Annotated in this window: 18 protein-coding genes and 1 pseudogene; 15 read left to right on the top strand and 4 right to left on the bottom strand. The window is 71.0% G+C overall.

Going from position 1 to position 22221, the window contains the following annotated elements; translation table 11 throughout:
• Positions 1-70: 70 nt before the first annotated feature.
• Positions 71-2158 carry a flotillin family protein gene (locus ACFXBC_RS08475; protein WP_385020200.1) on the bottom strand — a complete coding sequence of 696 codons (2088 nt, stop codon included), beginning with the start codon at positions 2156-2158 and terminating at the stop codon, positions 71-73.
• Positions 2159-2254: 96 nt separating this feature from the next.
• Complete coding sequence (locus ACFXBC_RS08470) at positions 2255-2917, bottom strand: hypothetical protein (protein ID WP_385020379.1); 663 nt, start codon at positions 2915-2917, stop codon at positions 2255-2257.
• Positions 2918-3320: 403 nt separating this feature from the next.
• Between ACFXBC_RS08470 and ACFXBC_RS08465 the strand changes: the two genes are divergently transcribed.
• The 9 genes from ACFXBC_RS08465 (at position 3321) to ACFXBC_RS08425 (ending at position 11843) form a co-directional block, all read left to right on the top strand.
• Positions 3321-4352: a PucR family transcriptional regulator gene (locus tag ACFXBC_RS08465; protein WP_385020197.1), complete on the top strand. Its 1032-nt coding sequence runs from the start codon at positions 3321-3323 to the stop codon at positions 4350-4352.
• A 216-nt stretch (positions 4353-4568) separates the two neighbouring features.
• Positions 4569-5867, top strand: coding sequence for an ArsB/NhaD family transporter (locus ACFXBC_RS08460; RefSeq protein WP_385020194.1), 1299 nt, complete (start codon positions 4569-4571; stop codon positions 5865-5867).
• 341 nt (positions 5868-6208) lie between these two features.
• A complete protein-coding gene (locus ACFXBC_RS08455; RefSeq protein ID WP_385020191.1) occupies positions 6209-6733 on the top strand; it encodes a DUF6879 family protein in 525 nt (174 codons plus the stop codon).
• Between the two features lie 18 nt (positions 6734-6751).
• Positions 6752-7600 (top strand): helix-turn-helix domain-containing protein, encoded by an 849-nt coding sequence (locus ACFXBC_RS08450; protein ID WP_385020188.1) that lies wholly within the window; start codon positions 6752-6754, stop codon positions 7598-7600.
• 306 nt (positions 7601-7906) lie between these two features.
• A complete protein-coding gene (locus ACFXBC_RS08445; protein ID WP_385020185.1) occupies positions 7907-8131 on the top strand; it encodes a hypothetical protein in 225 nt (74 codons plus the stop codon).
• Positions 8132-8183: 52 nt separating this feature from the next.
• Entirely contained in the window at positions 8184-8408 is a 225-nt protein-coding gene (locus ACFXBC_RS08440) for a DUF397 domain-containing protein (RefSeq protein WP_385020183.1), read from the top strand.
• A 75-nt stretch (positions 8409-8483) separates the two neighbouring features.
• Positions 8484-8954: a hypothetical protein gene (locus ACFXBC_RS08435; protein ID WP_385020180.1), complete on the top strand. Its 471-nt coding sequence runs from the start codon at positions 8484-8486 to the stop codon at positions 8952-8954.
• A gap of 104 nt (positions 8955-9058) precedes the next feature.
• Positions 9059-10846: a S9 family peptidase gene (locus ACFXBC_RS08430; protein WP_385020177.1), complete on the top strand. Its 1788-nt coding sequence runs from the start codon at positions 9059-9061 to the stop codon at positions 10844-10846.
• 97 nt (positions 10847-10943) lie between these two features.
• Positions 10944-11843 (top strand): SURF1 family protein, encoded by a 900-nt coding sequence (locus ACFXBC_RS08425; protein ID WP_385020174.1) that lies wholly within the window; start codon positions 10944-10946, stop codon positions 11841-11843.
• A 159-nt stretch (positions 11844-12002) separates the two neighbouring features.
• On the opposite strand, the gene ACFXBC_RS08420 is transcribed toward ACFXBC_RS08425, so the two are convergent.
• Entirely contained in the window at positions 12003-13037 is a 1035-nt protein-coding gene (locus ACFXBC_RS08420) for a DUF3533 domain-containing protein (RefSeq protein WP_385020172.1), read from the bottom strand.
• A 149-nt stretch (positions 13038-13186) separates the two neighbouring features.
• Here ACFXBC_RS08420 and ACFXBC_RS08415 point away from each other — a divergent pair, with 149 nt between their 5' ends.
• The 5 genes and pseudogenes from ACFXBC_RS08415 (at position 13187) to ACFXBC_RS08395 (ending at position 19973) form a co-directional block, all read left to right on the top strand.
• Positions 13187-16669: a DNA polymerase III subunit alpha gene (locus ACFXBC_RS08415; protein ID WP_385020169.1), complete on the top strand. Its 3483-nt coding sequence runs from the start codon at positions 13187-13189 to the stop codon at positions 16667-16669.
• Positions 16666-17625, top strand: coding sequence for a hypothetical protein (locus ACFXBC_RS08410; protein ID WP_385020166.1), 960 nt, complete (start codon positions 16666-16668; stop codon positions 17623-17625). Before ACFXBC_RS08415 ends, ACFXBC_RS08410 begins: the two co-directional genes overlap by 4 nt.
• 226 nt (positions 17626-17851) lie before the next feature.
• Entirely contained in the window at positions 17852-18712 is an 861-nt protein-coding gene (locus ACFXBC_RS08405) for an esterase/lipase family protein (protein ID WP_385020163.1), read from the top strand.
• A gap of 214 nt (positions 18713-18926) precedes the next feature.
• Positions 18927-19499 (top strand): annotated as a pseudogene (locus ACFXBC_RS08400) (class I SAM-dependent methyltransferase); the annotation flags it as partial.
• 99 nt (positions 19500-19598) lie between these two features.
• Positions 19599-19973: a GntR family transcriptional regulator gene (locus ACFXBC_RS08395; protein WP_385020160.1), complete on the top strand. Its 375-nt coding sequence runs from the start codon at positions 19599-19601 to the stop codon at positions 19971-19973.
• A gap of 62 nt (positions 19974-20035) precedes the next feature.
• On the opposite strand, the gene ACFXBC_RS08390 is transcribed toward ACFXBC_RS08395, so the two are convergent.
• Positions 20036-21130 carry a DUF5925 domain-containing protein gene (locus tag ACFXBC_RS08390; protein ID WP_385020157.1) on the bottom strand — a complete coding sequence of 365 codons (1095 nt, stop codon included), beginning with the start codon at positions 21128-21130 and terminating at the stop codon, positions 20036-20038.
• A 278-nt stretch (positions 21131-21408) separates the two neighbouring features.
• Between ACFXBC_RS08390 and ACFXBC_RS08385 the strand changes: the two genes are divergently transcribed.
• The gene (locus ACFXBC_RS08385; protein ID WP_385020154.1) at positions 21409-22218 is read left to right on the top strand and encodes an SGNH/GDSL hydrolase family protein; all 810 of its coding nucleotides are present in this window, start codon (positions 21409-21411) and stop codon (positions 22216-22218) included.
• Positions 22219-22221: the final 3 nt, after the last annotated feature.

The following is a 22221-nucleotide window of genomic DNA, read 5'->3' as shown; positions in this document are numbered from 1 at the left end:
CTCAAGCCCGTTCTGGGGGGGGGCGAGGGCCAAGAGCCCGGGGGCAGGCGCCCCCGCACCCGCCCCGCGCTCAGACCCGCACCGCCCCGTCCACCGCCCCGACCGCCCCGACCGCCACCTCGGAAAGCCCCAGCCGCTCGGCCTGGTCCAGAAGCTGCCGGACCAGTCCGGCCTCCGCACCCCCCGAGTTCATCAGCTTCATCAGCACCGCCGACACCGTCAGATTCTGTACGTCACCGCTCGACACCGACCCGAGGATCTTCGTCAGGTCCTCCGGAAAGCTGGCCGAGCCGTCCAGCCACGGCTTGGCGAGGGCCTGGGCAGTCTTCGAGTTCTCGACGAAGCCGTCCACACCCTTGCCGAGCGAGATCGACGACACCAGACGGTCGAAGAAGACCGACTCACCGCCGACGATGCTGATGTCGGCGTTCTCCAGACCGGTCGCGAGGACCGTGGCCTGCGCCTCGGCGACCTGGCGCTGGACGTCGATCCCGGCCAGCCTGATCTCCTTCTCGGCCGCGACGCGCAGCCGGTACTCCTCGTGTCCGCGCGACGCGTCGTCCAGCGCGGCCATCGCCGCCGCCTTCTCGGTGAGCCCCTCGGCCTCCGCCTTCAGCTTCTCGCCGATCATCGCGGCCTCCGCCGTGGCCTGGGCGCTGGTGCCCTCCGCCGCGGCCAGCGCCTTCAGCCGGGCGCCCGACGCCTCGGCCCTGAGCCGGGCCTCGGTGGCCTCCGCCTCGGCGCGGCCCGCCTTCTCGATGACGTCGGCCTCCTTGTCACGTACCTGGACGTCGGCGAGTCCCGGCGCCGCGGCCTCCGCCTGGACCGCCTCCGCGAGCCGGAGCTTGGCGCGGGCGTCGAGGTCGGCGGACTTCAACCGGGCTTCTGCCAGGGTCAGTTGCTCGGCCGCGTGGTGAGTGGCGGCCGTCTCGGCGGCCTCGGCCGCCTTGATGTCCTTGACCAGCTTCTCCTGCGCCTCCGCCTCGGCAGCGATGATCACGGCCTGCCTGGTGCGCTCGGCCTCCTCGACCATCCGCAGCTTCTTGATCGACTCCTCCTGCTCGGCGACCGTACGGTCCACCGCGATCCGCTCCCGGATCACATCGGCCACCTCGCGGCGCTCGGCCTCGACCTCCTTGTCACGGGAGATCATCGACAGCTGCGTCTCACGCTCGCGGCCGATGACTTCGAGCAGCCGGTCCTTCTCGATCCGCTCGTTCTCGACGGCGATGACCCGCTCGCGGTTCTTCTGCGCCACCGCGATCTCGCGCGCCTGGTTCTCGCGCTGCACCCCGAGCTGCTCCTCGGTGCGCAGGAACGCGGTCTGGGCGCCCAGGCGTTCCTCCTCCTGGACCTTGGCCGTCACCGCCTCCTCGCGGGCCCGCAGCGTGTCGACCTCGCGCTGCTGCTTGATCTCGGCCTCGGCCTGCCGGCGCTCCAGCTCCAGGATGGTCTCCCGGGCGTCGACGTTCTGCCGGGTGATCTCCTTCTGCTCGGTGCGCTGGTACTCGTTGGTGCGGACATGCTCGACCGCCGTCAGCTCGGTGATCTTGCGGATGCCCTGGGCGTCCAGGATGTTGGCCCCGTCGAGCTGCGCCATCGGCGTCTGCTCCAGGAAGTCGATGGCCGCGTCGTCCAGGTGGTAGCCGTTGAGGTCGGTGCCGATGACCCGGATGATCCGGTCCCGGAACTCCTCACGCTTCGTGTAGAGGTCCACGAAGTCCAGCTGCTTGCCCACGGTCTTCAGCGCCTCGGAGAACTTGGCGGCGAAGAACTCCTGGATGGCCGCCTTGTCGCTGGCCCGCTGGGTGCCGATCGCCTGGGCGACCTTGGCGACGTCCTCGACGGTCTTGTTGACCCGTACGAAGAACGAGATGTGGATGTCGGCCCGGATGTTGTCCTGGCAGATCAGGCCCTCGCGCCCGGTCCGCCTGATCTCGATGATCTTCACCGAGATGTCCATGTACTCGGCCCTGTGCAGCACAGGCAGCACCACGGCACCGGTGAAGGTGACGTCGACCTTCTTCGTCTTGGAGATGATCAGCGCCCGGCCCTGCTCCACCTTGCGGAACAGCCTGCTGAGCACCAGGACGAGTGCGACGGCTATGAGCAGGACAACGGCGACGAGCACGCCGATGCCCAGGGAGATGGCATCCATGAACATTCCTCGAAGGGTGTCGTGAACGGTGGCTTGTGGTGCGGCCCGCCGCGGTGCGGTGCGCGACTGAGGGGAGGAGGGGCCGCGAACGCGGACTCAGCCGGTGGCGCGGGGATCGAGCGCCGCGTCGAACGGCGCGATCCAGAAGAACTCACCCGGTTCGTCATAGGCGTAGAGGAGCGCGGTGTCACCGGATCGGAGCCCGAGCAGGCTGTCGTCGCCCTGGGCCCTGACCTGCACGACCGCGGTCGATCCGTCGTCGGCCGCGACCTCGGCCTGCCCGAAGTCGGCGGTCACCGAACCGGTCCGTACGGTGCAGACCAGCCCGACGAAGTCCAGCCGCGACGGCGGCGGTACGGCCGGGAGCAGGGCGCGCATCCGGCGGACGGCGAAACGTGTCACGATCCACGCGGCCAGCAGCGCGGCGGCGAGCACAGCGGCGTCGAGCACGGTCCGGAAGCCGCCCGGCGGCTCTCCCCCAGCTTTCGGCAGGTGGGACCCCCACCTGCGCACCAGCACCGAGCCCGCGAGACTCGCGAACCAGGCGACGAGGGTGAAGAGCGACACCGGCACGGTGACGGGCACGCCGCTGCCCCCCGCAGCGGCCGTGCCCGTGTCCCCCGTGTCCAGGTGCAGATGGAAGGCGTCGTGCTCGGCCGCCCCCACCAGTACGAGCAGCCAGAAGGCGATGACCACCAACAGCGCCGCACCGAAGAGAACCGCCGGAAAACCCAGCGCGGCGCCCATGAACTCATCCATCGCGCACCCCTCCCCCTCCGTGTCCCCCATGAGGAAAAGCCCTCATACGGAACATCCCCCGTGCAGAACAGCCCCGGCGCCGGACGCACGTTTCCGTACTCCGGCACCGGGCCGCTCTCCCCCGTTTCCGCAATGCCCATTCTGACGGGACTCCGCCCGCCCCCGCATTGCCGTAATCCGGCAAAGTTCCCTGCTGCCGGATGCCGGGGCAGCACCCCTGGTCCCGGCACCCGTCGCGGTCTGTCACTCTGGCCGCTGCGCGGCGGGCGGACCCCGCCGGACCGGCCGCCCCCCGACAGCCGGCCGCACCGCCGGCGGGACGACAGCAGAAGCAGGAGAACGAGTGACAGGGCCCGACATATCCGATACGCACCCCGGGAAATACCTTGAGGGGTACGCCCGCATGCTGACCGAAGTCCTGGCGACCGGCCGCCGCCCGACCCGGCCCGAGCTCGACGCGCGCCGCGCCTTCGGTGAACAGGCGGCGGAGGACGGCCACTCGCTGCGCTCCCTGGTCGCCGCGCATCTGGCGGCCGCCCGTACGGTCTGGCCCACCGGGTCCGCGGCGGTGAGCGGCAGCACGGCGGGCGGTGTGCTCGCCGCCGTCGAGCTGGCCGTCGACGCGTTCGCCGAGGGGTACGAGCGGGCCCAGCGCATGGCCGTACGCCAGGAGGAGGCCGTACGCCGGGAGTTCATCGACGATCTGCTGTACGGCGGGAGCGATCTGGGGCGGCTGGCCGAGCGCGCCGAACGGTTCGGACTGCGGCTCTCCCGTACCCACGCGGTCGCGGTCGCCCAGAGCGCCGGCGCGTACGACGAGGGCGCCGCCGCCACCCGCACCGTGGAGCTGGCCCTCTTCAGCCGCTTCGGCAACCGCAGCATCCTGCTGACCACCAAGGACGGCCGCCTGGTCTGCATCGCCCCCGGCGACCAGGACGACATCCTGACGTACTTCGCCCGCCAGGCGTACGCGGCCGACGCCGACGACGGCGTGAAGGTCGCGGTCGGCCGCCCGCATCAGGGCTCCGGCGGGATCGTGCACAGCTACGAGGAGGCGCTCAACGCCCTGGAACTCGCGGCCCGGATGGATCTGGAGGGCCCGCTGCTGCGCGCCGCCGATCTGCTGGTCTACCCGGTGCTCACCCGGGACCGGGAGGCCCTGGTCGATCTGGTCCGCAGCGCGCTGGGGCCGCTCCAGCGGGCCCGGGGCGGCGCACAGCCGCTGGTCTCGACGCTCAGCCACTACTTCGACGCGGGGTGCGTGGCGGCCGAGGCGGCGCGCCGGATGTCGCTGAGCGTGCGGGCGCTCACCTACCGGCTGGAGCGGATCCACCAGCTGACCGGCGCCGATCCGGCCGACCCGGCGCACCGCTACACCCTGCAGACCGCGGTCATCGGCGCCCGGCTGCTCAACTGGCCCGACCAGGAGATCTGACCGCGCAGCGCGGGCGTTCCATGCCGGATCCCGGCAGGGTCCGGGCGGTCTGTTCTGCGGGACGCCGTCCTGCCGCCGGGGCTCCGCTCCCCCGTACCTTTCACCGGGCCCGCGCCGCATCACGGGCCCGCCGACCGAACGACCCCGCACATCCGGTGGGAGACCCCGTCACGTGAACACCGCGCCCGTTCCGCCCGCCCCACCGCGGGGCCCCCGGTGAGTGACTGGCACAGCTGGGCGGCCGTCGCCGTCTTCACCGCCACCTACGCCCTGATCATCAGCGAGAAGATCCACCGGGTAGCCGCCGCCCTCGGCGGCGCCGGCCTCATGCTGGCGCTCGGCGCGACCGATGACAGGGCGGCCTTCTTCTCGCAGAACACCGGCATCGACTGGAACGTCATCTTCCTGCTGCTCGGCATGATGGTGATCGTCGGAGTGCTGAAGCGGACCGGCGTCTTCGAGTATCTGGCGATCTGGTCCGTGAAGCGCGCCAGGGGCAGACCGTTCCGGGTGCTGGCCATGCTGGTGGTGATGACCGCGCTGGCCTCCGCGCTCCTCGACAACGTGACCACCGTCCTGCTGATCGCCCCCGTCACCCTGCTGGTCTGCGAACGGCTGGGGCTGGCGGTCGCGCCGTTCCTGATCACCGAGGTCTTCGCGTCCAACATCGGCGGTATCGCCACCCTCGTCGGCGACCCGCCCAACATCATCGTGGCCGGCCGGGCCGGGCTGACCTTCAACGACTTCCTGGTCCATCTGGGGCCGCTGGCCGTGCTGTTGACGGCCGTACTGATCGCGCTCTGCCGCTTCCTGTTCCGCGGGGCGTTCCCGTACGACGCGGAGCGCGCGGCCCGGGTGATGGAACTGGACGAGCGGGACACACTCCGCGACCGGCGGCTGCTCGCCCAGGGACTCGCCGTACTGGCCCTGGTCATCGCGGGGTTCGTACTGCACCCGGTGCTGCATTACGCGCCGAGCGTCGTCGCGCTGCTCGGCGCCGGGGTGCTCGTCGCCGTCTCCTCGGTCCGTACCACCGAGGTGCTCACCGAGGTCGAGTGGCCCACGCTGGCCTTCTTCGCCGGTCTCTTCGTGATGATCGGCGCACTGATCGGCACGGGTGTCGTGGGCGAGGTCTCCACCGCGCTCTCGCACGCGGTGGGCGGCCGGGAACTGAGCGGCTCGATGCTGCTGCTCGGGGCGTCCGGAGCGCTGTCCGGGGTGGTCGACAACATCCCGTACGTCGCGACAATGGCCCCGGTCACGGCCGGGCTCGTCCACAGCCTGGGCGGCGCAGGCGACCACGTGATGTGGTGGGCGCTGACACTCGGCGCGGACCTCGGCGGCAACGCCACGGCGATCGGCGCCAGCGCCAACGTCGTCGCCCTCGGCATCGCGGAACGCAACGGGACCCCCATCTCCTTCTGGCAGTTCACCCGGTACGGGCTGGTGGTCACCGCGGCGACGCTGGCGCTGTCGGCGGGGTACATCTGGCTGCGGTACTTCGCGCTGGGGTGAGGGGCGCGGCTCACCCGGTCGACAGGCCCCTCTTCGATCTGTCCGGTTCCGGTCCCCTTGACCGGTGCTGTCCGGCAGAGTGAAGGTCGTGCGACCAAGCGCGACGCGCTCGACAGGGAGAGACCCCATGGCCTTACGGTTCGTCGGTAAAGATCCCGAGTCCGGAGATCACGGATCACCCGCTGTGTGGGTGGACATGGAGACGAAAGATCTTCTCATTCAGGGATGGACAGCAGACGCGCAGACCACGAGCACAAGCTCGAAGGATGTTCCGCTCCCGGACCACGAGACAGTGATCAGGGTTCCGGAGCGGATGATCCCGCTTCTCAGGGAGGCGCTTGGTGTCGCAGAATCTGTCTGACTTCGCCGACCTCATCAGGTCGGTCAAGGAGTCGGCCGTCCATCTGGAGATGCGCGACGGGTACGGCGTCGACAACGAGATCGAAGGCTTCGCCGCATGGAAGCGGGGCCATCGGCTCGACCCCGGTGACCGCTCCTCGTGGTGGCGTCCGTGGCTCGACCTCGTCCAGGAGGTCACGGCAAAGGGCGTCGTCATCCGGCGCGCCCGGGTGATTTCGGAGCCCGTCAGTGAGTACATCGCATTCGAGCACTCCGGCACCTTCACGAATCTGGAAGCAGGAGAACAGATCCGGTGGCTTCCCCGACGCAGCGCCTCAGACCTTGCCCTCCCGGGCAATGACTGCTGGATCTTCGACGGCCGCCTGGTCCAGTTCAACATTTTCGACGGAGACGGCCGGTGGGTGCACACCGACCAGACCGAAGACCCTGCCGTAGCCGGGCTGTGTGCCTCAGCGTTCGAAGCCGTGTGGGAACGCGGTATCCCGCACGACAAGTACACCGTTTGATCCCTGGCCTGTCAGCTCATGCCCACGTCTCCGCTCTCCAGCGCCCAAGCAGCACGGGCCGCCGTAGCGTCTCGCCTGCAAGGGCTCATGAAGGACGCCGGGCTCTCGGGGCATGAGCTGGCCGCCAGGTGCGGCTGGCACAAATCGAAGTCGTCCCGCATCGCCCGGGGCAAGACCCCGCCGTCGGATGCCGACATCCGCGCGTGGTGTGCGGCCTGCGGCTCCGAGGAACAGGCAGCCGACATCATCGCCGCATCACGAAACGCAGAGTCGATGTACGTCGAGTGGAAGCAGATCCACCGCGACGGTATGCGCCACGTCCATGAGAAGACAGTCCCGCTCTATCAACGGACCCGGTCATTCCGTGTCTACGCATCGAACCTCGTGCCGGGGATGCTCCAGACCGCTGGTTACACCACAGGACTGTTGAGGGCCATCACGGCTTTTCAGGGAACCCCCGACGATGTGGCTGACGCCGTACGGGCAAGGCAGGCTCGTTCCCGGGTCGTCAGGGAAGGTGACCACCGCTTCGCACTGCTCCTTGAAGAGACAGTTCTCTACTACCGGGTCACCGACGATGCTGCCATGGCCGAGCAGTTGGAGTACCTGCTCACCATCATGGGGCAGCCGAATGTGTCGCTCGGCGTCATCCCCGCCAGGACCCGCCGGACCGTGTGGCCCCTGGAAGCGTTCTACGCCTTCGACGATCAACAGGTAGCGGTCGAGACCTTGACCGCAGAGATCAACCTGACCACGCCCGGAGAGATCCGCACTTACCTCCGCGCGTTCTCCGACCTGTCGCAGGTGGCTGCACGTGGAACTCAGGCACGCGCACTCATAACGAAGGCCCTGGCCACACTCGGGTGAATCCGTGCAACCGCATGCAACAACATGGAAGCCGGTACGCGGCACTCCGTAACGTCATCACCACACCGAGCGACAGCGAAGGGGTGCGCGATGGCGACCGGAACAGAACCCGCACGGTGGCAAGAAGCACCGTTGTCACTGCCGCTGTGTGAACCCGAACCGGCGCCCCAGCCTGTACGCGGTTGCCCGGAGTGCCTGCGACTGGACACGCTGCGGGACACCGCGACCGAGGGCGAGTTCGTGGATCACTCCCTGATTTCTGACTGCAACGTCCTGCTCCGCATGCACAGGACTGGGCACTGACGAATGGACATGCAGACCTGGCGGTACGGACGCGCCCTGGCCAGAGATGCCGCTGAAGCCGTCCGCGCAGCCCTGGCCACCCTCGGCATTCCGGAGGCCGGGGGGAGTGAGATACGGCCTGCCCTCGTCTACCACGGCCAGGTGTTCGCACACGTGGGGATGGTTCCGGCTGATGTGGTGGGGCCGATGGATGAGGCCATGAAGGTCACTGAGACTTCCGCCTATTGAGGGGCGGGAGGCGGCCCTTCCGGCCGCCAAGCAGACCAGGAAAGGCATAACGATGACCGACCTGTACGGCCTCCCCATCGAAGGAGCCGAGTTCTCGAAGGCCTGTGGTGGCAACACGCATCCGGACGGCGAGGCATGCGTGACCCTCGCGAAGATCGGGCCGGGTGCGTGGGCCATGCGTGACAGCAAGCGCCCGGACGCCGAGCCGCTGCGCTTCACGACGGCGGAGCTGAACGCGGCGGGCATCGATCCCGCCCGCTTCGACCTCTCCGCCTGAGCCGCAGCGCCACCTGAACCTACGGCCCCGCCGCGCGTCGGCGGGGCCGTCGCCACCTCTCGGATAGGAGCAGCAGTGCACCACCACGGGTACTCCTGGGTCGGGGAGAAGAGGGCGTTCGACAAGGAGAGCACCCGTCGCCCTCCTGGCGAGCCTCCGACTGCGGGCAGCCCTCAGGAGGTCATCGAGCGGTATCGAGAGGCAGTAGCAGAGTTTCCTGTCATCGGTCTGCCTCCTATCCAAACGGCGCATTGGCTGATGAAGCCTGCCTCCCTGGTGCGGGGAACCTGGAGGGAACCCAAGGAAGCAGGCGAATGGCTCGAACTCCAACTCTCCGAATTCGCTGCCCGGTTCGCCTCTCCGCAAGACCGAGAAGGTACCCGACTGATTCTCCTGGTGAGAGCCGCAGTCGCGCGGATGGCGTGGGGCGGGGACGTGTCCCTCGGCCATTATCTGAAGGGCACCGTCTTCCACTCGGTCGCGCTGGTGACGTGCTCCCCCAATCGTGCCGCTCCTGAACTGCCCTGCCCCACGCGGCAGGCCTGACTTTTCACCGGACCACATCGGGACCCTGATCGGCCGTGCTGTAGCAGGTTGATACGGATCCGGCCGGAGGACCCGTGGCGTATCCGCTCTGCTGAAATAGGGGCATGACGACTGACGCAACAGCCATGCCCGACTGGGAGAAGCGGTTCCGCGCACCTCGCGTCTCGCTGCCCGACTGGGCGGAGGACGCCCCCGACCGCAGCCTGTTCGTGTCGAACGCGACCGGTACGTACGAGCTGTACACCTGGGACCGGAAGACCGGCGAGCAGCGGCAGGTCACCGACCGGCCGAACGGTACGACCGACGGGGCTCTGTCGCCCGGCGGTGACTGGATCTGGTGGTTCGACGACACCGACGGGGACGAGTTCGGTGTCTGGATGCGCCAGCCCTTCCACGGCGGGCCCGATGAACCCGCCGCCCCCGGCCTCGAACCCTCCTACCCGGGCGGTCTGGGGATCGGCCGGGACGGTACGGCGGTGGTCGGCAGGTCTACCGACGAGGACGGCTCGACGGTCCATGTCGTACGGCCGGGCGCCGCGCCGGTCGAGATCTACCGGCACCGGGAGTCGGCCGGGGTCGGCGACCTCTCGTACGACGGGACGCTGATCGCGCTGGAGCACACCGAGCACGGCGACGCGATGCACTCGGCGCTGCGGGTGGTCCGGCCCGACGGGTCCACGGTCGCCGAGCTGGACGACACCAGGGGCGGCACCGAGGAGCTGGGGCTCCAGGTGCTCGGCTTCGCGCCGGTCGCCGGGGACACCCGGCTGCTCGTCGGCCACCAGCGGCGGGGCCGCTGGGAGCCGATGGTGTGGGACGTGGCGGCCGGCACCGAGAGCAGCCCGGCGGTCGAGCTGCCCGGCGATGTCAGCGCCGAGTGGTATCCGGACGGCTCCGCGCTGCTGATCGTGCACAGCTTCGAGGCACGCAGCGAGATGTGGCGGTACGAACTGGCCACCGGGGAGCTGGTCCGCGTAGAGACCCCGGCGGGTTCGGTGTCCGGGGCTACCGCAAGGCCCGACGGCACGGTCGAGTACCTGTGGTCGTCGGCCGCGCTCCCCCCGGTCGTACGTTCCACGTCGGGCGCGGTCGTGCTCGACCCGCCGGGGATGAAGGCGCCGGATTCCGTGCCGGTGCGGGACGTCTGGGTGGAGGGTCCCGGCGGCCGGGTCCACGCGCTGGTGCAGCAGCCGGCGGGGGACGGCCCGTTCCCCACCGTCTTCGAGATCCACGGCGGCCCGACCTGGCACGACAGCGACGCGTTCGCCTCGGGCCCGGCGGCCTGGGTCGACCACGGCTACGCGGTGGTCCGGGTCAACTACCGCGGCTCGACGGGCTACGGGCGGGCCTGGACCGACGCGCTCAAGCACCGGGTCGGGCTGATCGAGCTGGAGGACATCGCGGCGGTCCGGGAGTGGGCGGTCTCGTCGGGGATCGCGGACCCGGCGCGGCTGGTGCTCGCGGGCGGCTCCTGGGGCGGCTATCTGACGCTGCTCGGGCTCGGCACCCAGCCGGACGCGTGGGCGGCCGGGCTGGCGGCGGTGCCGGTCGCGGACTACGTCACGGCCTACCACGACGAGATGGAGGGGCTGAAGGCGATGGACCGGACGCTGCTCGGGGGCACCCCGGAGACGGTGCCCGAGCGGTTCGCCGCCTCGTCGCCGCTGAGCTATGTGGACGCGGTGCGGGCACCGGTCTACATCTCGGCGGGTGTGAACGACCCGCGCTGCCCGATCCGGCAGGTCGAGAACTACGTCGACCGGCTCGCCGGGCGCGGCGCGGTCCACGAGGTGTACCGGTACGACGCGGGCCACGGCTCGCTGGTGGTGGAGGAGCGGATCAAGCAGATCAGGCTTGAGCTCGACTTCGCCCGGCGGCATGTGAAGAAGTAGAAGAAGCAGCAGGCCGTACGGGGCGGGGCCCGGGGCGGGACATACGGGGCGGGGTCCGGGGCACGAGGCCCGGAGCCCGCCCCGTACCGTAAGAGATGTGTACCGGTTCCTGCTGACACCCCGCTGGCTGGGGATCACCGTCTTCGCCCTGCTCGCCATCCCGTTCTGCGTCTTCATGGGTTCCTGGCAGCTGAGCAGGTTCGAGGACCGGGTGGCCACCCACCGGACAGACGAGCACCGGCCCGACCCGACCCGCCAGGCGTCGGCGCCGCTCTCCTCCCTGCTGCCCGTGAACCTCGACACGTCCGGGCGGCAGGCCACCGCGACCGGGAAGTACGGCGAGCAGTTCCTGGTGCCCGACCGGGTCGTGGACGGCAGGGAGGGGTCGTACGTCCTGACCCTGCTCCGCACCGACGGCGGCAAGGCCCTCCCGGTGGTGCGCGGCTGGCTGCCGCACGGAGCGAAGCCGCCCGCTCCCCCGAAGGGCGCCGTCAAGGTCACCGGATCGCTCCAGGCGTCCGAGAACAGCGGGACCGACGGGGCGTACACCGGGGGCGGGCTGCCGGCCGGCCAGATCGGGATCATCAGCGCGGCATCGCTGGTGAACGTCGTGCCGTACCCCGTGTACGACGCGTGGATCACGCTGCCGCACGCCTCGGCGGGCCTCAAGGCCGTCCCGGCGGCGGCGCCGCCGAACAGCGGGCTCGACCTGAAGTCCTTCCAGAACCTCGGCTATACCGGCGAGTGGTTCGTCTTCGCGGGCTTCGTGGTCTTCATGTGGTTCCGGCTGGCGCGGCGTGAGGCCGAGGCGCTCAGGGATCTGAGGCTGGGGATCGTGCCCGACACGGAACCGGTCACGGTGGTGGACGACGCGGTGATGGACGGCGCGGTGATGGACGGCGCGGTGATGGACGGCGCCAAGGCGGACGCGCACGCAGGTGTGGGTCCGAGAGCGGACGACGGTTCGGGCGTCCGACCAGGCGGTACGGGCGTCTGACAGGGCCGTTCGGGCGTCCGACCAGGCGGTTCGGGCAGCTGCCCGAGCGGTACGGTCGGCTGACCGCGCCCGGGCCGCTCCGGGGGCGCGGGGGGCCGCGGGGGGCCCCCGCCCCCCCCGGGTCGGGGCCGGCGCCTCTGCCGTACCCGGATGCGGTTCTCAGGTCCTGGGCGTCGTCTCCCGCACCGCCGGGGCGGCCGCCGGTCTGCCGCGGAAGACGGACATACCGATCGTGATGATCGTGCCCACCACCGCCCAGCCGGAGAGCACCAGCAGCGGGCCGGTGACGGCGTTGCCCCTGAAGTACGCGATCGAGCGCGCCGTCCAGGTCCCCGCGCCCGGGGGCAGCCAGGGGCCGATCGCATGCCAGAACGGCGGCAGCATCGGCAGCGGGAAGGCGCCGCCCGCGCTCGGGTTGCCCGCGATCACGACCAGCAGGACGGCCAGGCCGATGCCGACGATGCCGGTGAGCGCCTGGAGGGCGAGCGTGATCGCGCCGACCCCGAAGACGACCAGCGCGCCGAGACCCCAGAGCCCCGCGACGCTGCCGGGCAGCGCGCCGAGCACCGGCCCGACGATGACCGCGCCCCCGAGGCCGCCCAGGACCGAGTAGAGCGCCATGGTGGCGAGCCTGAGCACGGCGCGCTGTCCGTTGGCGGCCCGGGAACCCGCGCTGATCGCCAGGATCGACGCGCAGAGGTAGCCGCCGACGCACCAGCCGACGACGAGGTAGAACGCGGAGAGCCCGTCGAAGTCCTGGGCCGAAGCGGGGGCCAGATCGACGGTCCGTACGCTCCGCCGCTGGGTCTTCTCCACCCCGGTGATGATCCGGTCGAGCGAGGAGGAGAGCACGGTCCCGCCGCCGGACGCGACCAGGAGTGTGTCCTTCGGGCCGCCGGAGCCGACGATCAGGGCCCCGTCGAGATCACGGTTGAGGATCTTCTTCCGGGCGTCGGCGGCGCTGGAGACCGTACGCGGGTCCAGCGGGCCGCCGGGCAGCCCCTTGAGTTCGCGGACCAGCTTCGGGGCCGCCTGCGCGGGTGCGACGACCCCGAAGGGCACGTCCTTCGGCCGGGGACTGTGCAGAGCCCCCACATAGGACGCGATGAACAGCAGCTGCAGCACCAGCGTGCCGATGACGAGCAGCGCCGCGCGCGGGGTGACAGCGGTCTTCATCTCGTCCAGGAAAGTCATGGCCCCACGGTCCGGTAGCGCGGGCGTTTGCGCAGGTGGGAAGGGCCGAATGGCTGACGCTCCGTTAATCGTACAGGTATTCGAAAGTGGTCTATGGTGGGGAGAAGAATCAGGAACGGACTGGATCATCGGAGCAGGAGGTGCGGCGGATGCCCGGTTTCACGCATCTCCACACCGTCTCGGGGTTCTCCCTGCGGTACGGGGCCTCCCACCCGGAACGGCTCGCCGAGCGGGCCGCCGAGCGGGGCATGGACGCCATCGCGCTGACCGACCGGGACACCCTCGCGGGCACCGTCCGCTTCGCCAAGGCGTGTGCGGCGGCCGGGGTGCGGCCGCTGTTCGGGGCCCGGCTCGCCATCGGCGGCCGGGCGCGCGCCGAAGGGCCCACGCACCGGACGCGCACCCCCGTGCGCGGCGGGGCGTTCATCGACGAGTCCGTACCCCGCGCGACCTTCCTCGCCCGGGACGGCGCCGTGGGCTGGGCGGCCCTGTGCCGGCTGGTCACCGTGGCCCACGCGGACGGCGGGCGGCCCGTGCTGCCCTGGGACGAGAACCACGGGGACGGCCTCGCCGTCCTGCTCGGCCCCGACTCCGACGTCGGCCGGGCGCTCGCGGCGGGCCGCCCGGACCGGGCCGCCGCCCTGCTCGGGCCGTGGCGCGAGATCCACGGCGACGCGCTGCGCCTCGAAGCGGTCCATCACGGGCTGAGCGGCACCGGACCCGGCTCGCTCAGGCTCGCCGCCCGTACGCTCGGCTTCGCCGCCGAGCAGGGCGTACGCCCCGTACTGACCAATGCCGTCCGCTACGCCGACCCGGGGCAGGGCCCGGTCGCCGACGTCCTCGACGCCGCCCGCAGGCTGGTGCCCGTCGATCCGCGCAAGGGCCTCGACAGCGGTGAGCGCTGGCTCAAGGACGCCGGTGAGATGTTCCGTACCGCCGAGCGGATCGCCGAGGCGGCGGGCTTCCGCCGGGACACCGCGCACCGGCTGATCGAGGAGACCCAGGCCCTGGCCGCCTCGTGCAGCGTCGACGCCGAGGACGACCTCGGCATGGGCACCGTCCACTTCCCCGAACCGCGCCTCGTCGGCGCCGGACACCGCACCGCCCAGCGCGTACTCGCCTCCCGGGCCGCCGCCGGCATGGTGCTGCGCGGCTACGACCGCAGACGCGAGTACTGGGAGCGGATGCACCACGAACTGGACATCATCGCCTTCCACGGCCACGCCTCGTACTTCCTGACCGTCGCCCGGGTCGTGGACGATGTGAAGGAGATGGGCATCCGGGTCGCGGCCCGCGGCTCCGGCGCGGGCTCCCTCGTCAACCATCTGCTGGGCATCGCCAACGCCGACCCCGTCGAGCACGGGCTGCTGATGGAGCGCTTCCTCTCCCGCCGCAGGCTCGCGCTGCCCGACATCGACATCGACGTCGAGTCGGCCCGCAGGCTCGACGTCTACCGCGCGATCATCGGCCGCTTCGGCGCCGAGCGGGTCGCCACCGTGGCCATGCCGGAGACCTACCGGGTGCGCCACGCGATACGGGACGTGGGCGCCGCCCTGTCCATGGACCCGGCGGAGACCGACCGGCTGGCCAAGGCCTTCCCGCACATCCGCGCCCGCGACGCCCGTGCGGCGATGGCGGAGCTGCCCGAACTACGCGCCGTGGCCGAGGAGTCGGAGCGGGATGCCGGGAAGTACGGGCGGCTGTGGGAACTGGTCGAAGGGCTCGACGCCCTGCCGCGCGGAGTCGCCATGCACCCGTGCGGGGTGCTGCTCTCGGACGCCTCCCTGCTGCGCCGGACGCCCGTGATGCCGACCAGCGGCGAGGGTTTCCCCATGTCCCAGTTCGACAAGGAGGACGTGGAGGACCTGGGGCTGCTCAAGCTCGATGTGCTGGGGGTGCGGATGCAGTCCGCGATGGCCCACGCCGTCGCCGAGATCGGCCGGGCCACGGGGGATCGGCTCGATCTGGACGACCCCGCACAGGTGCCGGAGGGTGACCCCGGAACGTACGCGCTCATCCGCTCCACCGAGACCCTGGGCTGCTTCCAGATCGAATCGCCGGGCCAGCGCGACCTGGTGGGACGGCTGCAGCCCGCCACCTTCGACGATCTGGTGGTCGACATCTCGCTGTTCCGGCCGGGTCCGGTCGCCGCCGACATGGTGCGCCCCTTCATCGAGGCCCGGCACGGCCGGGCGCCGGTCCGCTTCCCGCACCCCGACCTCGCCGAGGCGCTGAGCGGTACGTACGGGGTCGTCGTCTTCCACGAGCAGATCATCGAGATCCTGCGGATCATGACGGGCTGCGGCCGGGACGAGGCGGACCAGGCGCGGCGCAGGCTCTCCGACCCCGAGTGGCAGGGCCGGATCCGCGCCTGGTTCGCCGCGGCTACGGCGGAGCGGGGCTACGCGCCCGATGTCACCGCGCGCACCTGGGAGATCGTCGAGGCGTTCGGCGCGTACGGATTCTGCAAGGCGCACGCGGTGGCCTTCGCCGTGCCGACCTACCAGTCCGCCTGGCTCAAGGCACACCACCCCGCGGCTTTCTACGCGGGGCTGCTCACCCATGACCCCGGGATGTACCCGAAGCGGCTGCTGCTGGCGGACGCGCGGCGGCGCGGGGTCCCGGTGCTCCCGCTGGACGTCAACCGGTCGGCGGTCGCTCACCGTATCGAACTGGTGTCCGGTAATTTCGGGGTCCGCCTCGCGCTCTCCGACGTCCACGGCATCAGTGAGGCCGAGGCCGGCCGGATCGAGGCGGAGCAGCCCTACTCCTCGCTGCTGGACTTCTGGCAGCGTGCCCGGCCGGGAAAGCCGGTCGCCCAGCGCCTCGCCCAGGTCGGCGCGCTGGACGCGTTCGGCGCCAACCGGCGGGACCTGCTGCTGCACATATCCGAACTGCACGCGGGAGCGCACCCCGGCCGCGGCGGATCCGCGCACAGTGGCCAACTCGCCCTGGGCGAAGGGCGGAACACGGCACCGGCCGGACTGCCCGACCTCAGCGACGCCGAGCGGCTCAGCGCCGAACTCGGTGTTCTCGGCATGGACTCCTCGCGCCATCTGATGGAGGACCACTACGCCTTCCTGAAGGAGCTGGGCGCGCTCTCCGCCCAGCGGCTGCGCTCCGCCGAACACGGGCAGAGCGTCCTGGTCGCGGGCGCCAAGGCCGCCACCCAGACCCCGCCGGTACGCTCCGGGCGCCGGGTCGTCTTCACCACCCTGGACGACGGCACGGGCCTGGTCGACCTCGCCTTCTTCGACGACAGCCATGCCGCGTGCGCGTACACCGTCTTCCACTCCTGGCTGCTGCTGGTGCGCGGAGTGGTGCAGCGGCGCGGGCCGCGCAGCCTCAGCGTGGTCGGCTCGGCGGCCTGGAACCTGGCCGACCTGGTGGAGCTGCGGCGGACCGGCGGCCTCGACGCCGTCGCCGCCGCCCTGGCCGCGCCCGCGCCGGGCGGCGGGGACGGCGCGGACGGCGGGGGCGGAGGCGGTACGGAGGCAACGGACGGCACCGGCCGCCGTATCCGCCACTCCACCGGCTACGAGATGAACCCCTGGGCCGACCTCAGGCCCGCCGGGGACCCCAACGCCACCGGGCGCAAGCTCTGGCACTCCAGCCAGGGGAGCGCGGGATGATCCTCTCCGTACGGTTCACTCCCGAGGCCCTGCCGCTCGGCCTGATCGAGGACCTCACCCCGGTGGTCCAGGCCTTCCCGCCCGATGCCGCGCTCATCGATGTGGGCGGCGCACAGCGGTACTTCGGGCGCGGCGCCACCGAACTCGCGGCGCTGCTGCGGGTGCGGGCGCTCGCCCACCACGGTCTCGACTGCGCGATCGGCGTGGGCGCCAATCCGCTGCTGGCCCGGATGGCCGCGCGGGAGGCCCGGCCGGGGACGACCCTGGTGGCCGGTGACGCCCGTACGTTCCTCGCGGACAAGCCCGCCGCCGCGCTCCAGGGGGTCGGGCCGAAGCTGGCCCGCACCCTCTGCTCGTACGGGCTCGACTCCATCGGCAGGATCGCCACCGCCCCCCTCGCCACCCTCCAGCGGATCGCCGGAGCGCGCGCCGGGCGTGAACTCCAGGAGCGGGCGCGCGGCATCGACCGTACGCGGGTCGTACCGAACGCGGCGGCCCGCTCGGTCTCGTCCGAACGGTCCTTCCCCCGCGACGAACTGGACCGTGACCGGCAGCGGGTGGCCCTGCTCTCGCTCACCGAGGAGCTGGGGGCCCGGATGCGCCGTGAGGGGCAGGTGTGCGGCGCGCTGGCGCTCACCGTGCGGTACGCCGACCGGTCCACCACCACCCGCGGACGCACCCTGCGCGAGCGGACCGCGCACTCGGCCGCGCTCACCTCCGCGGCGTACGCGGTCCATGACTCGCTCGGGCTGCAGCGCGCCAGGGTGCGTGCGATCGCGCTGCGTGCGGAGGGGCTGTCACCGGCCGAGCACGCCGCCCATCAGCTGATGTTCGACCCCGCCGACGACAGGGCACGCCGGATCGAGGCGGTCGCCGACCGGGCGCGGGCACGCTTCGGACCCGGCGCGATCATGCCGGGGGCGCTCGGGACCGCCCGGCGGGCCGCGGTCTCGTGAGGCGCGGTGCCATGAGGTGCGGTGCCATGAGCTGTACGGTCGTGGACCGCGGAGATCATTCTGATTCTCCCTGACCCTCCCTGGTCCTCCATCAGTTCTTTACTGACGCGTAACTTCCCCCGCTACCCTACTCGCGCGTAATTTGGCGTGTACAGAACACTCTTGTGGTCCGGGCCGCAGGGCGAACATCCGTCGTCACTCCCTTGAGTCGCAAGGAGATCACCCGATGATGCCCTGGAAGCGTGCGCTCGGAGCCCTCCCCGCGCTGGCGCTGGCGGTCACCGCCGCCGCGGTCCCCGCCGCCACGACGGCGCAGGCCGCCGCCCCCAGCAGCGGATGGAACAACTACTCCTGCAAACCGTCCGCGGCCCACCCCAGGCCGGTCGTCCTCGTCCCCGGCACCTTCGGGAACGCGGCCGACAACTGGCTGGTGCTCGCCCCGTACCTGGTCGACCGCGGATACTGCGTCTTCTCCCTCGACTACGGACAGCTCCCCGGCGAGACCCTCTTCGACGGGCTCGCCCCGGTCGACCAGTCGGCCGCCCAGCTCTCCACCTTCGTCGACAAGGTGCTCGCGGCGACCGGCACCCCGAAGGCGGACATCGTCGGCCACTCGCAGGGCGGCATGATGCCGAACTACTACATCAAGTTCCTCGGCGGGGCGGCCAAGGTGAACTCGATGACCGGCATCGCCCCCGACAATCACGGCACCACGCTGTCCGGGCTCACCAAGCTGCTGCCGTACTTCCCCGGCGCCGCCGACATTCTCAAGAAGGGCGCACCGGGCCTCACCGACCAGGTCGCGGGCTCGCCCTTCGTCAACAAGCTCAACTCGGTGCCCGACACGGTGCCCGGGGTGCATTACACCGTCATCGCCACCAAGTACGACGAGGTGGTCACCCCCTACAAGACCCAGTTCCTCAGCGGCCCGGACGTCAACAACGTACTGCTCCAGGACAAGTGCGCCGCCGACATCTCCGAGCACGTCACCATCGGCCTGACGGACCGGATCGCGTACCACGAGGTCGCCAACGCCCTCGACCCCGCGCACGCCACCCCCACCACCTGCGCCTCCGCCGTCGGTTAGGGCGGGGCCGCCGGATGCGGTGTCCCCTCCCTCGGGTTCCCGGGCGGGGGCGGGGGCACCGCACCGGTTGTATACGGACGCGCCGAGGCACCGGAACCGCGCACCGCGTGCACGGTGTGAGCGTGAACTGCCCGATTGACGCCGGGAGATACACATATGTTTCGCCGGGCATGTGATCAGCCGGATTGTCGGTGGGAGCTGAGAGCATCGGACCATGACGATCAACTGGGATGCCGCGGCCGACACTTTCGACGAGGAGGCCGACCACGGCCTGCGCGACGCCGGGGTGCGTGACGCATGGGCGGCGCGGCTGAAGAGATGGCTGCCGGGCGAGCCGGCCGGGATCCTCGATGTCGGCTGCGGGACGGGCAGCCTCGCCCGGCTCGCGGTCGACCAGGGGCACCGGGTGACCGCGGTCGACCTCTCGCCCCGGATGGCCGAGCTGGCACGGACCAAACTGGCCGGCACGGACGCCGAGGTGCTGGTGGGCGACGCGGCACAGCCGCCTGTCGGCGAGCGGACCTTCGACGTGGTGCTGGCCCGTCATGTGGTGTGGCTGCTGCCCGACTTCGAGGCGGCGCTCAAGCACTGGTGCTCACTGCTCAACCCGGGCGGCAGGCTGGTCCTTGTGGAGGGCGTCTGGGCCGGAGTGGGACTCTCCGCGGGCCAGCTGATGGCGGCGCTCGACCCGCTCACCGCATCCGTGCACCACGAACTGCTCTCGGCCGACCCGGCCCTCTGGGGCAAGGAGGTCGACGACGAGCGGTACGTACTGGTGGCGCTGGCCTGAACCGGGAAGCGGCGGCGGGGGCCCGGCGGACCACCTCCCCTTTCCCTTGAGGGCTGCCGCCGGGGTGGCGGGCCCCCGGTAAGGGAGAATCGCGGGGTGACTCTGAAGATCAACATTGATGCGGACGCCGCCACTGCACCGTACGAGCAGGTGCGGGCCCAGATCGCCGGACAGGCCCGCTCGGGGAAGCTTCCCGCGGGATACCGGCTGCCGACGGTGCGGGGCCTGGCGGACGAGCTGGGGCTCGCCGCGAACACCGTCGCCAAGTCGTACCGGGCGCTGGAGGCCGACGGCGTGATCGAGACCCGCGGCCGCAACGGCACCTTCGTGGCGGCCGCCGGTGACGCGGCGGAACGGGAGGCGGCGGAGGCGGCACGGGCCTTCGCCGAGCGGGTCCTGCGGCTGGGCCTCGCTCCCGAAGCGGCCCGCACCGCGGTCGACGACGCGCTGCGGGCGGCGTACGGGAAGTAGCCCGGCCGGAGTGTTTTCGGCGTTCAGCACGTACGCACGGCAGCGGCTACCGGTGCCGTCGCCTACAGGTACAGCCCCGCGTCCGCGCCCCGTTCCTGTGCGGGGACGGACGCGGGCCCCGCGCCGCGCCGGAGCGCGTACAGCTCCGCGAGCGTCGCGCCGTCCCGGCCGACGCCCTCGTCGGTCCCCAGCCACGCCGTCGATTCCGCACGGGTCAGCGGACCGACCTCGATCCGGGCCAGGCAGCGGCCCGGCCGCACCACGGCGGGGTGCAGTCGTTCCAGGTCCTCATTGGTGGTGACGCCCACCAGGACATTGCGGCCCTGGCCCAACAGGCCGTCCGTGAGGTTCAGCAGCCGTGACAGCGCCTGCCCCGCCGTGTGCTTGGCCTCACCGCGGATCAGCTCGTCGCAGTCCTCAAGGAGCAGCAGCCGCCAGCGCCCCTTCGCCGAACCGTCGTCCTCACCGATGGCGATGTCCATCAGATAGCCGACGTCGCTGAAGAGCCGCTCCGGGTCGAGCACGCAGTCCACCTGGCACCAGTCGCGCCAGGAGCGGGCCAGGGTGCGCAGCGCCGACGTCTTCCCGGTGCCCGGCGGACCGTGCAGCAGGAGCAGCCGTCCCGAGATGTCGTCGGGGGTGACCTTCATCAGGCCGCCCAGCGCGTCGGCCACCGGCGCCGTGTAGTTGGCCCGCACCTCCTCCCAGGTACCGGCCGCGATCTGCCGGGTGGTGCGGTGCGGGCCCCGGCGCGGGGAGACGTACCAGAACCCCATGGCGACGTTCTCGGGCTGCGGTTCGGGTTCGTCCTGCGCGTCGTCCGTCGACTGCTTCAGTACCCTCGCCGCCAGCTCCTCGCTGACCGCGGTGACCGTGACATCGGCTCCGCGGTTCCAGCGCGAGACGAGCAGCGTCCACCCCTCACCCTCGGCGAGCGTCGCGCTGCGGTCGTCGTCCCGGGCCGCTCGCAGCACGGTCGCGCCGGGCGGCAGCAGGGTGAGCCCCTTCTTGACGCGGTCGATCGACGAACTGTGCGAGTACGGCTGCTCGCCGGTGGCGAAGCGGCCGAGGAACAGCGCGTCCACGACATCGGACGGCGAATCGCTGTCGTCGACATTGAGCCGGATCGGCAGGGATGCCTCAGGGTTTGCGGACATGCGCCCATGATCCGGCACCGGGGCGGCCCGTGCACGCGCTTTGTGCCGCGCGTTCTCTCCCGGCGAGAGCGCCGTACGCCCGTCCGGCCCACTGACGCCTTGTCACCGAAGGGGTGAATCACAGTCGTTCGTGCCCCGGGCGGCCGGGAGCCGGGCTTCACTGACAACCAGGCGACCGCAGGCTGTCGCAGCATCGAATACTTGGCATGGACACTTCCAGAAGGTGGCCGTGGGCTGGTACGACAGACGTGGCGGAAATCCTGCCTCAGGGAGGTTCCATGAAATTGTCCAGATTTGTGACTTTCTCATCCTCTGTTCTCCTCGCCGTCGGACTCGCCCTCACCGGGGTGGGCACGGCGCAGGCTGCCCAACCGGCCGCATCCACCGGCTATGTGGCGCTCGGTGACTCGTACTCGGCGGGAGTCGGATCCGGCAGCTATGACAGCGCCAGCGGGGACTGCAAGCGCAGCAGCCTCGCGTACCCGAAGCTGTGGGCCGCCGCCCATTCGCCCTCGTCGTTCGCCTTCGTCGCCTGCTCGGGCGCTCGTACGGGTGACGTTCTCTCCAGCCAGCTCTCGGCGCTGAACTCCTCGACCGGTCTGGTCTCCCTCACCATCGGCGGCAACGACGCGGGCTTCGCCGACACCATGACCACCTGTGTGCTGAAGTCCGAGGCGACCTGTCTCGCGGCGCTCGCGACCGCCAACACCTACATCGACTCGACGCTGCCCGGCCTGCTGGACAAGGTCTATTCGGCGATCTCCGCCAAGTCGCCGTCGGCGCATGTGGTCGTGCTCGGCTATCCGCGCTTCTACCAGCTGAACGGCACCTGCATCGCCGGGCTGAGCGAGAAGGAGCGCGGCGCGATCAACTCGGCCTCCGATCACCTCAACGCGGTGACGGCCAAGCGCGCCGCCGACCACGGTTTCGCCTTCGGTGATGTCACCTCCGCCTTCTCCGGACACGAGATCTGCTCGTCCGACAGCTGGCTGCACAGCGTGAACATCCTCAATCTGACCGAGTCCTACCACCCGACGGCGGCCGGCCAGTCCGGCGGCTATCTGCCTGTGCTCAACGCGCAGGACTGACCC

This window comes from Streptomyces sp. NPDC059398 (genome assembly GCF_042751845.1).
Taxonomy (GTDB): Bacteria; Actinomycetota; Actinomycetes; order Streptomycetales; family Streptomycetaceae; genus Streptomyces.
This window is presented reverse-complemented; position numbering and strand designations above follow the sequence as displayed.

Excerpts from the sequence above, each read along its gene's own strand:
- ACFXBC_RS08390 (WP_385020157.1), bottom strand. The coding sequence starts at position 21,130 with ATGTCCGCAAACCCTGAGGCATCCCTGCCGATCCGGCTCAATGTCGAC.
- ACFXBC_RS08475 (WP_385020200.1), bottom strand. The coding sequence starts at position 2,158 with ATGGATGCCATCTCCCTGGGCATCGGCGTGCTCGTCGCCGTTGTCCTG.
- ACFXBC_RS08445 (WP_385020185.1), top strand. The coding sequence starts at position 7,907 with ATGGACATGCAGACCTGGCGGTACGGACGCGCCCTGGCCAGAGATGCC.
- ACFXBC_RS08440 (WP_385020183.1), top strand. The coding sequence starts at position 8,184 with ATGACCGACCTGTACGGCCTCCCCATCGAAGGAGCCGAGTTCTCGAAG.
- ACFXBC_RS08450 (WP_385020188.1), top strand. The coding sequence starts at position 6,752 with ATGCCCACGTCTCCGCTCTCCAGCGCCCAAGCAGCACGGGCCGCCGTA.
- ACFXBC_RS08385 (WP_385020154.1), top strand. The coding sequence starts at position 21,409 with ATGAAATTGTCCAGATTTGTGACTTTCTCATCCTCTGTTCTCCTCGCC.
- ACFXBC_RS08410 (WP_385020166.1), top strand. The coding sequence starts at position 16,666 with ATGATCCTCTCCGTACGGTTCACTCCCGAGGCCCTGCCGCTCGGCCTG.
- ACFXBC_RS08415 (WP_385020169.1), top strand. The coding sequence starts at position 13,187 with ATGCCCGGTTTCACGCATCTCCACACCGTCTCGGGGTTCTCCCTGCGG.
- ACFXBC_RS08430 (WP_385020177.1), top strand. The coding sequence starts at position 9,059 with ATGACGACTGACGCAACAGCCATGCCCGACTGGGAGAAGCGGTTCCGC.
- ACFXBC_RS08405 (WP_385020163.1), top strand. The coding sequence starts at position 17,852 with ATGATGCCCTGGAAGCGTGCGCTCGGAGCCCTCCCCGCGCTGGCGCTG.
- ACFXBC_RS08470 (WP_385020379.1), bottom strand. The coding sequence starts at position 2,917 with ATGGATGAGTTCATGGGCGCCGCGCTGGGTTTTCCGGCGGTTCTCTTC.
- ACFXBC_RS08465 (WP_385020197.1), top strand. The coding sequence starts at position 3,321 with ATGCTGACCGAAGTCCTGGCGACCGGCCGCCGCCCGACCCGGCCCGAG.
- ACFXBC_RS08420 (WP_385020172.1), bottom strand. The coding sequence starts at position 13,037 with ATGACTTTCCTGGACGAGATGAAGACCGCTGTCACCCCGCGCGCGGCG.